The organism is Cellulomonas sp. P2_F12 (genome assembly GCF_056403775.1).
Genome location: NZ_JBFUEV010000004.1, coordinates 371,286 through 383,696, shown reverse-complemented (window position 1 = coordinate 383,696; position 12,411 = coordinate 371,286). Strand labels below are relative to the sequence as shown.

At 72.6% G+C, this 12,411-nt stretch carries 14 protein-coding genes and 1 riboswitch; of the genes, 5 read left to right on the top strand and 9 right to left on the bottom strand.

Annotation, left to right across the window (positions count from 1 at the left end; translation table 11 throughout):
• Position 1: 1 nt before the first annotated feature.
• Entirely contained in the window at positions 2–460 is a 459-nt protein-coding gene (locus AC1DWH_RS12460) for an RrF2 family transcriptional regulator (protein ID WP_456843837.1), read from the bottom strand.
• 93 nt (positions 461–553) lie between these two features.
• Here AC1DWH_RS12460 and AC1DWH_RS12455 point away from each other — a divergent pair, with 93 nt between their 5' ends.
• The 3 genes from AC1DWH_RS12455 to AC1DWH_RS12445 are packed head-to-tail and all read left to right on the top strand — an operon-like array spanning position 554 to position 3,471.
• Positions 554–835 carry a metal-sensitive transcriptional regulator gene (locus AC1DWH_RS12455; RefSeq protein ID WP_146927746.1) on the top strand — a complete coding sequence of 94 codons (282 nt, stop codon included), beginning with the start codon at positions 554–556 and terminating at the stop codon, positions 833–835.
• Positions 836–847: 12 nt separating this feature from the next.
• Positions 848–1,081, top strand: a complete 234-nt coding sequence (locus AC1DWH_RS12450; RefSeq protein ID WP_477093933.1) for a heavy-metal-associated domain-containing protein — start codon at positions 848–850, stop codon at positions 1,079–1,081.
• A 32-nt stretch (positions 1,082–1,113) separates the two neighbouring features.
• On the top strand, positions 1,114–3,471 hold the full coding sequence (locus AC1DWH_RS12445; protein WP_477093970.1) for a heavy metal translocating P-type ATPase: 2,358 nt from the start codon (positions 1,114–1,116) through the stop codon (positions 3,469–3,471).
• A gap of 18 nt (positions 3,472–3,489) precedes the next feature.
• Here AC1DWH_RS12445 and AC1DWH_RS12440 read toward each other — a convergent pair whose 3' ends face one another.
• The 5 genes from AC1DWH_RS12440 to AC1DWH_RS12420 form a co-directional block, all read right to left on the bottom strand.
• Positions 3,490–3,801 carry a hypothetical protein gene (locus AC1DWH_RS12440; protein ID WP_477093932.1) on the bottom strand — a complete coding sequence of 104 codons (312 nt, stop codon included), beginning with the start codon at positions 3,799–3,801 and terminating at the stop codon, positions 3,490–3,492.
• A gap of 167 nt (positions 3,802–3,968) precedes the next feature.
• Positions 3,969–4,745, bottom strand: coding sequence for an ABC transporter permease (locus AC1DWH_RS12435; RefSeq protein WP_456843839.1), 777 nt, complete (start codon positions 4,743–4,745; stop codon positions 3,969–3,971).
• On the bottom strand, positions 4,742–5,650 hold the full coding sequence (locus AC1DWH_RS12430) for an ABC transporter ATP-binding protein (RefSeq protein ID WP_477093931.1): 909 nt from the start codon (positions 5,648–5,650) through the stop codon (positions 4,742–4,744). The genes AC1DWH_RS12435 and AC1DWH_RS12430 overlap by 4 nt, the downstream gene beginning before the upstream one ends.
• A complete protein-coding gene (locus AC1DWH_RS12425; protein ID WP_456843841.1) occupies positions 5,647–5,949 on the bottom strand; it encodes a transcriptional regulator in 303 nt (100 codons plus the stop codon). The genes AC1DWH_RS12430 and AC1DWH_RS12425 overlap by 4 nt, the downstream gene beginning before the upstream one ends.
• Positions 5,942–6,820 carry a hypothetical protein gene (locus tag AC1DWH_RS12420; protein WP_477093930.1) on the bottom strand — a complete coding sequence of 293 codons (879 nt, stop codon included), beginning with the start codon at positions 6,818–6,820 and terminating at the stop codon, positions 5,942–5,944. Before AC1DWH_RS12420 ends, AC1DWH_RS12425 begins: the two co-directional genes overlap by 8 nt.
• 474 nt (positions 6,821–7,294) lie before the next feature.
• On the opposite strand from AC1DWH_RS12420, the gene AC1DWH_RS12415 reads away from it, so the two are divergent.
• Positions 7,295–8,170, top strand: a complete 876-nt coding sequence (locus AC1DWH_RS12415; RefSeq protein ID WP_477093929.1) for a CPBP family intramembrane glutamic endopeptidase — start codon at positions 7,295–7,297, stop codon at positions 8,168–8,170.
• On the opposite strand, the gene AC1DWH_RS12410 is transcribed toward AC1DWH_RS12415, so the two are convergent.
• Positions 8,171–8,761, bottom strand: a complete 591-nt coding sequence (locus AC1DWH_RS12410) for an HdeD family acid-resistance protein (protein ID WP_477093928.1) — start codon at positions 8,759–8,761, stop codon at positions 8,171–8,173.
• Between the two features lie 188 nt (positions 8,762–8,949).
• On the opposite strand from AC1DWH_RS12410, the gene AC1DWH_RS12405 reads away from it, so the two are divergent.
• A complete protein-coding gene (locus tag AC1DWH_RS12405) occupies positions 8,950–11,460 on the top strand; it encodes a flippase-like domain-containing protein (protein WP_477093927.1) in 2,511 nt (836 codons plus the stop codon).
• 55 nt (positions 11,461–11,515) lie between these two features.
• Here AC1DWH_RS12405 and AC1DWH_RS12400 read toward each other — a convergent pair whose 3' ends face one another.
• A complete protein-coding gene (locus AC1DWH_RS12400; protein ID WP_477093926.1) occupies positions 11,516–11,896 on the bottom strand; it encodes an SHOCT domain-containing protein in 381 nt (126 codons plus the stop codon).
• Between the two features lie 162 nt (positions 11,897–12,058).
• Positions 12,059–12,214 carry a hypothetical protein gene (locus tag AC1DWH_RS12395; RefSeq protein ID WP_456843847.1) on the bottom strand — a complete coding sequence of 52 codons (156 nt, stop codon included), beginning with the start codon at positions 12,212–12,214 and terminating at the stop codon, positions 12,059–12,061.
• Between the two features lie 16 nt (positions 12,215–12,230).
• Positions 12,231–12,305: riboswitch (cyclic di-GMP riboswitch) on the bottom strand.
• Positions 12,306–12,411 lie beyond the last annotated feature (106 nt).

The window sequence follows — 12,411 nt, the reverse complement described above, 5'->3', positions numbered from 1 at the left end:
CCTACGGGTTGACCCAGGCGTCGTGCCGGGCGGCCAGCTCGTGCACGGTCGGCGGAAGCTCGCCCGAGACCAGACCGGCGAGCGTGACCTGGTCGAGCACGTCGCGGACGCTCACCCGTAGCGCCACCCACACCTCGAGCAGCGCCTGCGCCGACCCGCCGTACTCGAGCGCGGTCGGCCGCTCGTCGCGCACGGTCACCAGCGGTCCGTCGACCGCGCGGATGATGTCAGCGAGCGTGATCTCGTCGGCGGGCCGTGCCAGGCGGTACCCGCCCGAGCGCCCGCGGATGCTGGCGACGACCCCGCCGCGGCGCAGGTCCCCGAGGATCCTCTCGAGGAACGCGACCGGCAGCTGCTGCCCGACCGCCAGGTCGTCGGCGCGCACCGGGTCGCCGTGCGGGGACGCCGCCAGCTCGGCGCACGCCCGCACCGCATAGTCCGCCTTCGCCGAGACCCGCATGCAGCGATTGTGCCCCCCGACCGCCCAAGGAATACCCCCTAGGGGTATCGTGTTGCGAGAGAGGCACCCGCTCGCCGACGAAAGAGGCCCCCCATGCACGGCTACACCGACGCCAAGGACGACTACCTCAAGCGTCTGCGCCGCGTCGAGGGGCAGGTCCGCGGCATCGCCCGCATGGTCGACGAGGACGTGTACTGCATCGACATCCTCACGCAGGTCGCCGCCGTCACCAAGGCGCTGCAGGCCGTGAGCATCGGGCTGGTCGAGGACCACCTCGCCCACTGCGTCGTCGACGCCGCCCGCCAGTCCCCCGAGGAGGGCGCGGCGAAGGTCAAGGAAGCCGCCGACGCCATCGCCCGCCTCGTCCGTAGCTGAAGGAGAACCCTCATGAGCACCACCACCACGTTCGGCGTCGACGGCATGACCTGCGGCCACTGCGTCTCCGCGGTCACCTCCGAGCTCTCCGCGCTGCCCGGCGTGCAGGACGTCGCCGTCCAGCTGACGGTCGGCGGGTCGTCCACGGTGTCCGTCGTCTCGCAGGCTCCGCTGGCCGACGCCGCGATCGCCGAGGCGGTCGTCGAGGCCGGCTACGCCGTCACCCCGCGGAGGTCCTTGCTGTGACCTCGCAGACCGTCGACCTCGCGATCGAGGGCATGACCTGCGCCTCCTGCGTGGCGCGCGTCGAGAAGAAGCTGAACCGCCTGCCCGGCGTCGAGGCGACGGTGAACCTGCCCCTGGAGTCGGCGCACGTCACGATGACCGACGGGGTCGCGCCGGACACCGAGGCGCTGGTCGCGGCCGTGCGCTCCGCCGGGTACGACGCCACGGTCGTCGGCGCGCGCCCCCAGACCCAGCCGCCGGCGCCGCACGAGCACCGCGGCTCCTCCGCCGAGTTCATGCACCACGACATGGACACGTTCGAGCACGCACTCTCCGGCCACACGATGGCCCCGGGCCACGACATGGACGCCGACGAGGACACGTCCGCCCCCACCGACGCCCGCGGCACCGAGCTGCGCTCACGCCTGCGGGTCGCCGTCGTGCTGTCCGTCCCCGTGCTGCTGCTGTCGATGATCCCCGCTCTCCAGTTCACCGGCTGGCAGTGGGTCGTCGCGGTCCTCGCGCTGCCGGTGGCCACCTGGGCCGCCTGGCCGTTCCACCGGGCCGCCTTCCGCGCGGCCCGGCACGGCGCCTCGACCATGGACACGCTCGTCTCCATCGGGATCATCGCCGCGACGGGCTGGTCGCTGTGGGCGCTCCTGTTCGGCGGGGCCGGCGAGCTCGGGCTGACGATGACGCCGTCGCTGTGGCCGCGGGCGTCGAGCGGCATGGACGTCCCCGAGCTGTACTTCGAGGTCGCCGCCGTCGTCACCACGTTCCTGCTGGCCGGCCGGTACGCCGAGCACCGCTCCCGCCGCCGCGCCGGCGACGCCCTGCGCGCGCTGCTCGACCTGGGCGCCAAGGACGTGTCGTTGCTGGTCGGCGGCGTGGAGCAGCGCGTGCCGGTCGACCGCCTGGTGGTCGGCGACGAGTTCACCGTCCGGCCCGGCGAGAAGGTCGCCACCGACGGCGTGGTCGTGCGCGGCACCTCCGCCCTGGACACCTCGCTGCTCACCGGCGAGCCGGTCCCGGTCGACGTCGGCCCCGGCGACGAGGTCACGGGCGCGACCCTCAACACGTCCGGCGCGCTCGTCGTGCGGGCCACCCGCGTCGGGTCGGAGACGCGCCTGGCGCAGATCGGTCGGCTCGTTGCCACCGCCCAGACCGGCAAGGCCCCTGTGCAGCGCCTGGCCGACCGGATCTCCGCGATCTTCGTGCCGATCGTGCTGGTGCTCGCCGTGGGCACCCTCGCCGGCTGGCTGCTCACCGGAGCAGGCGTCCAGGCCGCGTTCACCGCCGCCGTCGCCGTCCTCATCATCGCGTGCCCCTGCGCCCTCGGGCTGGCGACGCCGACGGCGCTGCTGGTCGGCACCGGCCGCGGGGCTCAGCTGGGCATCCTCATCAAGGGCCCGGAGGTCCTCGAGCAGACCCGCACGGTCGACACGGTCGTGCTCGACAAGACCGGCACCGTGACCGAGGGCCGGATGGCCCTGGTCGACGTGATCGGCGTCGACGAGGTCCTGCGCTACGCCGCCGCCGTCGAGCAGCTGGCCGAGCACCCGATCGGTCGGGCCATCGCCGCGGCCGGTGCCGGTGCGGGGGGGCCGACCGGCGCCGACGGCGTGGTCATCGGCGCCGACCAGGTGCACGACTTCCGCGCCGAGGCCGGTCACGGCGTCTCCGGCGTCGTCCGCACCGCCCACTCCGGCGTCGGCCTGGGGCGGCGCGTGCTCGTCGGCCGCCCGGCGTGGCTGCGGGCCCAGGGCATCGACCCGACCTCGTTCGAGGGCCCGTTCGCTGCCGCCGAGGCCGACGGCGCGACCGCCGTCATGGTCGCGTGGGACGGCTCGCCCCGCGGCGTCCTCGTCCTGCGCGACCCGGTCAAGGCCACCTCCGCGCAGGCGGTCGCCGAGCTGCGCGCCCTCGGCCTGCGCCCGGTCCTGCTCACCGGCGACAACGAGGGCGCGGCTCGCGCGGCGGCCCGAGTGGTGGGCATCCCCGAGGACGACGTCGTCGCCCACGTCCTGCCGGCCGACAAGGTCGCCGTCGTCGCACGGCTCCAGCAGGACGGCGCGCGCGTCGCGATGGTCGGCGACGGGGTCAACGACGCGGCTGCCCTGGCCACCGCCGACCTCGGCCTCGCCATGGGCACCGGCACCGACGTCGCCATCGAGGCGGCCGACATCACGCTGGTACGCGGCGACCTCCGCTCCGCCGGCGACGCCATCCGGCTGTCCCGTCGGACCCTGCGGGTGATCAAGCAGAACCTGTTCTGGGCGTTCGCCTACAACGTCGCCGCGATCCCGCTGGCCGCCCTCGGCCTGCTCAACCCGATGATCGCGGGCGCGGCCATGGCGTTCTCGTCGGTCCTCGTCGTCGGCAACTCACTGCGGCTGCGCCGCTTCGCCTGACAGTGGAACCGGCGACAGCTAGGCCGGATACACGCTCAACGAGACGGCCGCCCCACCGCGCCCGAAGGGCCAGAACTCCGCCGGCCAAACATTGACGACGATCACCCGTCCCTCCGCGATCTCGAGGTCTGCGGTGGCAAATGCTGGGCGCCCGCCGCCAACGAGGACCTCGACGTGATGGTTGCCAGGGTCGAGGCGACGCCAGTGCGGCCCCCGGTGGAGCTGATCGAGACTCGCCGCTCGCTCGCGATCGACCATCACGACGACCTGCCCCCAGCCGCCCCGGGACGGATACCCGCGGAGCCTGTTGAATTGCGCGTACGACAGCATCCCGGTCTCACTGGCGTGCGCTCGCAGGTTCCGTCGAACGGCGGGCGGGAGGGGCCTCGCGTGAGTCACCGCTAGCTCCCCGCCGCTCCCGGCTCGGCCGTGCTGCCGAACCGAGAGCGACCGTACCGCCCAGGCCCGCTCGGTCGGGACGCCACACGGCCCAGTCCTTAGTGGAACCGGCGGCCCTCGTCGCGCCGGTACGCCGTCACCGCCATGGCCGCGAACAGCACCGTCCACGCGAGGATCACCAGCACCGCGTAGCCGTAGGCGGGGTAGCCAGTGACGGCCTGCACGGCCAGGTCGCGGGCGGCCCTCGACGGGAGCAGCTTCGAGATCGCATCGAGCCACGCCGGGAACGCCTCGGGCGGCAGGAACAGGCCGCCGGCGAACGCGAGCGGGAACAGCGTCGCCTGCACCACGGCGATCGCCGCCTTCGAGCTCAGCCGGTACCCGATCGCCAGCCCGAGCAGCAGGAACGGGACGGCCACGGCGGGCACCATGACGATCGCGGCGAGCGCCTGCGACGGCGTCACGGTCGCGGCCGTCGCGACCGCCCCGAGCAGCACGAGCGGGACGAGCGCGAGGTAGGACCAGAGGACGCCGTTGAGCACGCGGCCCACCAGCCGAGGTCCGGCGCCGGCCGGCAGCGTGCGAAGGAACGGGTCGAACGGCAGCGCGCGGTCCTCGGAGACGCCGACCCCGAACGAGAACAGGCACGTCGACATCACGGCGAACACCCCGAGCTGCGCGATCGCGGCCGTGGCGATGCCGGGGTCGTCGGCCACCGCCCGCTGCGGGATGACGAAGAACAGCAGCGCCAGCGACGGGAACAGCAGGTTGCCGATGACCGCGATGGGGATCCGGATGGTCTCCAGGAACTGGAACCGGGCGTGCACCACGGCCAGCGCCCAGAAGGGCCTCGGGGTCAGCGTGGCGGTGCTCATCGGACGACCTCCTGCTCGCGGGACTCGTGCGTCAGGGCGAGGAACGCCTCCTCGAGCGAGGCGCCGCGCATCTCGAGGCCGTGGAACGGCACGTCCTCGACGACGAGCGCGCGCACCAGCCGGTCGGCGTCGCTCGCCAGGACCGTCCACCGCCCGTCCGGGCCCCGCTCCGCGCTCTGCGCGCCGGGCAGCCGCGCGAGGTCGACGTCCGACGACGGCGGCAGCGAGAGGATCACGCGGCGCAGCGCCACCAGCCCGAGCACCGACCCCAGGCTGTCGTCGGCAAGCACGCGACCCCCACCGATGACCACGACGCGGTCGGCCAGCGCCTCGATCTCCTCGAGGTAGTGGCTGGTCAGCAGCACGGTCGCGCCGTCGGCGTGGTAGTCGCGCAGCGCCTGCCACAGGATGTGCCGCGCCTCGACGTCCAGCCCGGTGGTCGGCTCGTCCAGCAGCACCAGCCGTGGTCTGCCGACGAGCGCGAGGGCCACCGCCAGCCGCCGCTTCTGCCCGCCCGACAACCCGCCGGTCTGCCGCCCGACCAGGTCCTCGAGCCCGAACCGCGCGAGCACCTCGCCCCGCGTCATGGGAGCCGGATAGTGCTTCGCGACGAGGTCGACCACCTCTCCGACCGTCAGCGTCGGCGGCAGGCCCGTCTCCTGGGGTGTGGTCCCGAGCCCGATCCGCGACGACGCCCTGCGCGGGTCGCCGCCGAACAGCCGGACCTCGCCGGAGTCCTGCTTCCGCAGCCCGCTGACCAGGCTGAGCAGCGTGGTCTTGCCGGCGCCGTTGGGCCCGAGCAGCCCGACCAGCTCACCCTCGCCGACCGTCAGCGACACGTCGTCCAGCGCTCTGACCGGCCCGAACGTCCGGGTCACCCCGACCAGCTCCACGACGGCGGTCACGACGCACCGTCCAGCAGCGCGCGCAGCGACCGTGTGTACCTCTCGAACGCCGACCGCCCGGTGAGCGTGAGTGCCACGTAGGTGGCCGGTGTCCGTCCCTCGTGCGTCTTGGTGATCGTCACGTAGTCCGCCTCCTCGAGCCGACGTAGGTGGGTCGACAGGTTCCCTGCCGTCATGTCCAGCAGCTTCTGCAGCCGCGGGAACGCGATGCGGTCATGGGCGCCCAGCGCCGCCAGGGTCGCCACCACGCGGAGGCGGGCCTGCGCGTGGATGACCGGGTCGAGCTCGACCTCAGGCACGGGCCTTCTCCACCGCCGCGAGGACGAGCATCCCGCCGCCGCCGGCCGCCGCCATCACCAGGTACGAGCCGGGCAGCCCGGCGATCGCCGCGGCGGCCCCGACCAGCGCGATCCACCCGCCGAGCACGTACATGCCCGTCGACCGCCAGAGGATGCCCCCCGCGAGGTACAGCAGGCCGACCACCAGCGCCGCGATCGCGTTGGCCGCCAGCGCGATGACCTCGCCCGACGCCCCGGCCTGCGCCAGGCCGCCGACGATCATGCTCTGCGCGAGGAACCCGATCGCCCAGGCCCACCCGAGCATCGCCCCCTGCCGCGCGCTCGCTCCGGCGATGCCCCGCGTCCGCCGCGTGATGTGCACGATCGTCACGACGAGCGCGAGCACCCCTCCGCCGATGGCGATCGCCCCGGCCAGGACCGACGGGGTGTCGTCGTCGCGCGCGGTGAGCCACATCGCCCCGTACCCGACCAGCCAGACCGCGCCCCACACGCCGAACAGCAGTGCGCTCGACGGCCGCACGTCGCCGGCCCGGGCCCGCTGCGCCGCAATGATCGCGAGCGCATCCGCGAGCGCAGGCGCGTCGTCGACCCCCGCAGCCCCGGTCCTCTTCTCTGCCCCGGCGCCGATCTCGGTCCCGGACCCCGTTTCTCCCTCGGTCCCGGTCTCCACCTCGGCGTCGGCCCGTGTCCCGGTCTCCACCTCGGCGTGGGCCCGTGTCCCGGTCTCCACCTCGGCGTGGGCCCGTGTCCCGGTCGCCACCTCGGCGTGGGCCTCGGTCCCGGTGCCCGCCTCGGTCCCGGTGCCCGCCCCGGTGCCGGTTCCGGGCACCCCCGCGGGCTTCTCGGCATCTCGCGGCTCATCGATCGACATCGGACAACCCCCTACTTTGCATCACAAACTAGTTTGCCGACCCAGTCTCCGCAAGACCCATCTGGCCGCCGCCGCACCCCCATCGCCGAGCGCAGCCCCCGTCGCCGAGCGCGGGTTGTCGTCACCGAGCGCGCTCGCCGCAGGCACGCCGTCGGCGACGGGAAGGCGCGCTCGACAACCAACGAGCGCAGTCAGGCAGTCGGACCGGCGCAAGCACCGTCGGCCAGGGACGCGGCGACCGGCGCGGCGAGCGCGGCCCCCCGTCGCCGAGACCGGGTCTTCGGCGCCGAGCGCGCCCGCCACAGGCACGCCGTCGGCGACGGGCGGGCGCGCTCGGCAACGGACGAGCGCGCTCGCAGACGGACGGCGCGCCCGCGGCAGGCCGGGCGCACTCGCGCGGTCCGACCGCTCGCGGTCCGGGCGGACCCAGCCGGCGTCCAGGTGGCGTCCAGCGTTCCGGCCTACGCTGCGCCCATGACAGCGCCGACGCCGACGCCAGACGACGCGAGCCCGGACGGTCCCGCGCGGGGCGGGCTCGTCGCCGAGGCCCCCCGCGACACCGAGCGGACCACGGCCCCGCCGCCGGGCGACCGGGCCTACCGCCGCCGGATCACCACCGAGATCTGGATCGTCCTCGGCCTGTCGCTGGGCCGGTCCGGGCTGTACGCGGTGGTCAACATCATCGACCGGCTCACCGCCGGGCCGCCGCTGGGCGACCAGACGACGACGCTCAACCCGAGCCGCTCGCCCCGGCCGTGGCTGGACCTCACCTACCAGCTGCTGCAGATCGGGTTCGCGCTGGTGCCTGTCGCGCTGGCTCTGTACCTGCTGTCGGCCAACGGGAAGTCGGCGGTCCGGCGCATCGGGCTGACGTTCACGCGGCCGTGGCGTGACCTGGGCGTCGGCGTGGGGCTCGCCGCGCTGATCGGCATCCCCGGGCTCGGGCTGTACGCGATCGCCCGCGCGATGGGGCTGGCGGTCCAGGTGCAGGCGTCGGCGCTCAACGCGGCGTGGTGGACCATCCCCGTGCTGATCCTCGCGGCGCTGCAGAACGCGCTGCTGGAGGAGGTCATCGTCGTCGGCTACCTGATGGAGCGGCTGCGCGAGCTGCGCTGGAGCGCACCGGCGATCGTCGTCGCCAGTGCGCTCCTGCGCGGCTCGTACCACCTGTACCAGGGCTGGGGCGCGTTCGCGGGGAACGCGATCATGGGCCTGGTGTTCGCCGAGTACTACCGCCGTCGGCGACGGGTCATGCCGCTGGTGGTCGCGCACACGATCATGGACATGGTCGTGTTCATCGGCTACGCCCTGGTCCCCGCCGCCTGGATCGCGGCGCTGGGCCTCAACTAGCTAGACGGTCGCGGAGCTGGTCCCGAGGTCCTTGGCCAGCTGCTTGGTGGCGAACCCGCTCACCACCAGCACGACACCGGCGACGAACGCGAAGAGCCCCAGCACCACGACGACGACCTTGACGATGGTCTGCGGGTGCGTGAAGAGCAGCAGGCTGAACAGGAACGACAGCAGCCCGAACGTGAGCACCCAGTACCAGCCGATGTCCCGCGCCCGGTACAGCACGACCGACGCGATGATGGCGAGCACGCCGATCAGGAGGATCCAGGCCGCGATCAGGTAGTAGAGGATCTGCGCGGTCTCCGGGGTCCAGACCACGACGACGATCCCGAGCACCAGCCCGACGATGCCGGACAGCAGGAACCAGCCGGCGCCGGGCTCGCTGCGGTTGCCGAACCACTGGGCGATGGTGATCAGGCCGTCCAGGATCACGAAGATGCCGAAGATCCACACGAGCGCGGTCACCGACCACAACGGCTGGACGAGCATCAGCAGGCCGAGGATCAGCAGCACCACGCCACGCAGGACCGGCAGCCACCAGACACGGCGGAGCGCGGTGGAGACGTCGGCGGCGGTCAGGTCGTCGGACATCGGGGCCTCCACGGGTAGGTCGGGTCGAGGGAACGCCCCCTCGCGCGCTCACGGTAGTGGACGATCCCGACACAGCGCTCGAACGCGCGCATTTGCGTCGGACCAGGTCAGAGAACCGTGACGAGCGCAACGAGACGGGCGGCCCGCCCTGCCGGGTCCGGACAGCCACGCTGCCTAGACTCGCCCCTATGTCCGCGACGCCCGCCAGTCGCGCGGCGGCCGTGGCCGCTGCGCCCGCGGACGACGACGCGCCCGTCGAGCCCCGGCCCACGGAGGCGTCCGTCGCGATCGACGACGTCCCGACCGTCCGGGTGCACCACCCGAGCGACCTGCTGGGCACCATCCTGTCGGCGCTCGGCATCGCACTCGTGCTGGTGCTCGCCACCTACGCGCACAACACGACGACGGGCGTCGCCGAGGATGTCCAGGGGTTCGCCAACCTGCTGCAGCGGATCCTGTTCGTGCCCGTCCGGGTGCTCGAGGGGTTCGTCATCCTCGCGGTCCCCCTCGCCGTCGTCACCGAGCTCGCGTTCCGGAGGCTCGGCCGCCAGATCATCGACGGCCTGCTCGCGGCGTTCGCGGCGCTGGTCCTCAACGAGGCCGCCCTGTGGGCCATCGAGACGTTCGGCTCCGACGAGCTGGTGATCGGCATGTCGATCCGCTCGAACGGCGAGTGGGTGGTCACCCTGCCCACGTACGTCGCGCTGCTGGTCGGGCTGCTCACCGTCGTCGGACCCCGCGGGCGCCGGCGCACCGTCAAGTGGTCGTGGAACCTGCTGTGGGTCGCGATCGGCGTGCTGCTCATCACCGCCGGCGTCTCCCTGCCGGGCCTCGTGGTGTCGTTCCTGGTCGGGCGCGTGACCGGCCTGGGCGTGCGGTACCTGTCCGGCGTGCAGTCCGAGCGGGCGTACGGCTCGAGCCTGGTCGCCGGTGTCCGCCGAGCGGGCTTCGAGCCGGTCCGGCTCAGCCGGGTCGCCGACGAGACCACCGGCACGTCCCAGCTGGACGGCGACTCCGCGGCCCGGGCGCTGACCCGCTCCACCGACCACCGCGTGTACGAGCTCACCACCGACTCAGGTGACGAGCTCGACCTGGTCGTCATCGACGGCGACCGGCAGGTGGTCGGCATGCTCTCGCGTCTGTGGCGGTCGCTGCGGATGCGCGGGATCGAGGGCCGGTCCGTGGTGTCGCTGCGTCAGGCCGCCGAGCGCTCCGCCCTGCTGGCCTACGCGGCCCGCGCGGCCGGCGTCCGCACGCCGAAGCTGCTCAGCATCGCCGAGGCCGACGACTCCATGCTCCTGGTGCAGGAACGCCCCGGCCACGCCGTGCCGCTGGGGGACCTCGACCCGGAGGCGCTCACCGACGAGGTGCTCCGGGAGATCTGGGCGCAGCTGCAGCTCGCGCACGACGCCGGCATCGCCCACCGCTCCCTGACCAGCGACGTCCTGCTCGTCGAGACCGCTGTCGGCAGCCCCTTCGTCTGGCTGACCAGCTGGGAGCAGGGCGACGTCGCCTCGTCCGAGCTGGCCCGCCGCATGGACGTCACGCAGCTCGTCGCGCTGCTCGCCCTGCGGGTCGGCGCCACCCGTGCGCTCGACTCCGCGGTCGCCGTGCTGCCCGGCACGCACATCGCGGAGATCGGCCCGCTCCTGCAGACCATCACGCTCCCGCGCCTGACCCGCGACGAGATGCGCGCGAACAAGAAGGTGCTCGCGGAGCTGCGGTCGGCCCTCGTCGACCGGCTGCCCGAGGCCGACGTCGAGCCGCAGCAGCTGGTCCGGTTCGGCGCCCGCACGGTGCTGACCATCGTCGTGCCGATCATCGCCATCGTCTTCGTCATCACGAGCATCAACGTCGAGGAGATCACCTCGGCGCTCGCGGCCGGCGACTGGCGCTGGACCGTCGTCGCCTTCGTGCTCGGGCTGATCACGCTCGTCGGCGCAGCCCTGTCGTTCGTCGCGTTCTCCCCGGTCAAGCTGCCGCTCTGGCGGGCCACCCTGGTGCAGACGGCGGCCACGTTCGTCGGGCTGGCCGCCCCGGCCGGCATCGGGCCTGCGGCCCTGAACCTGCGGATGCTCCAGCGGCGCGGGGTGTCGACGACGCTCTCGGCGGCGACCGTCGCCCTGGTCCAGGTCAGCCAGTTCGTGGTGACCCTGGGCCTGCTGCTGGTGCTGACCATCGCCTCGGGGAACTCGGAGTCCGCGCTGCCGATCTCGCCGGCGGTCCTGCTGGTCATCGGCATCGTCGCCGCGCTGGTCGCCTCCGGGCTGCTGGTGCCCAAGGTCCGTCAGTGGGTGCTCGCCAAGACCATGCCGACCCTGCGTCAGACGTGGCCGCGGCTCATCGAGGTCCTGGGCCAGCCGTGGCGCCTGGCGCTCGCGTTCGGCGGCAACCTGCTCATGACGCTCGGCTTCATCTTCGCGTTCGACGCCAGCCTCGCCGCGTTCGGGCAGTCCGCCAGCCTGATCCAGGTGGCGCTGGTCTACCTGGCCGGCAACACGGCCGGTGCGCTGGTGCCGACGCCCGGCGGCATGGGCACCATCGAGCTGGCCCTGGCCGGCACGCTCACCAGCATCACCGGCATCAACCCCGGTATCGCCACGTCCATCGCGGTGCTCTTCCGCGTGGCCACGTACTGGCTGCGGATCCCGCTCGGCTGGGCGGCGATGCGCTACCTGCAGAAGACCGGCGAGCTGTAGAGACACCTCCGGGCCGGCACCTGTGCGGTGCCGGCCCGGAGGATGCTGCCGTCGGTCAGGCGAGCGCCTTGGCCTTGAGGGCCGCGTACTCGTCGGCGTCGATGGCGCCGGAGTCCAGGAGCTGCTTCGCGTCGGCGATGTGGTCAGCGGGCGACTTCGCTGATGCCACGTCGCGGATGTACGCGTCCGTCTCCGTCTTCGCCTGCTGGACCGCTGCCAGCTGCCGCTCAGCCATGCCCTTGCCCCTGGCGATCACGTAGATCAGGGCCACCAGGAACGGCAGGACGATCAGGCCGATGATCCACAGGGCCTTCAGCCACCCGCTCAACGCGTGGTCGCGGAAGAGGTCCCCGATGATCTGGAAGAGGATGACGAGGTAGGCGAAGAACAGGAACCACCAGATCAGCAGCCAGAACCACTGCGCAAAGCTGTTCATGCGACCTTCTCTCGACTGCGGCCGACCCCAGTGGCAGGCCCGCTTGTGGTGAGGTTAACGGACAATCCGCGCATCGCGAACACAGGTCTCGCCGCTGACCTGCAGAATCACAGAACCCCCCGGACCGTGGAGGTCAGAGGGGTTCTGTGAAGGGCGACGTTCTCAGGCAGCAGCGTTCTCACGCTGCGCCGGCACCGACTCGATCATGCTGCGGCGAGCAGCAAGTCCCGCCCACGCCTGCAGGCGCGGAGCCGGGAAAGCCGGGGTGAGGTTGATGGCGGTCTCGGACGGGTCTACTGAGTACCCACGCTGGTCCATGACACTGTCCTGTCTGTTCGGTAGCCCGGCTGACCCTGTAGGTCCCGTGGCTTTGCGTCCCCTCCTTGCAGAGGGTTTGCCGTTTTCGCTGACAAGTCAGACATTAGAGCAACATGAGAGGTCGTGGAAGCGTGTCAACGGCACCAAAATCGGACATTCGTCCATTTCACCCACATGGCCGTATCTGACGGCGGACG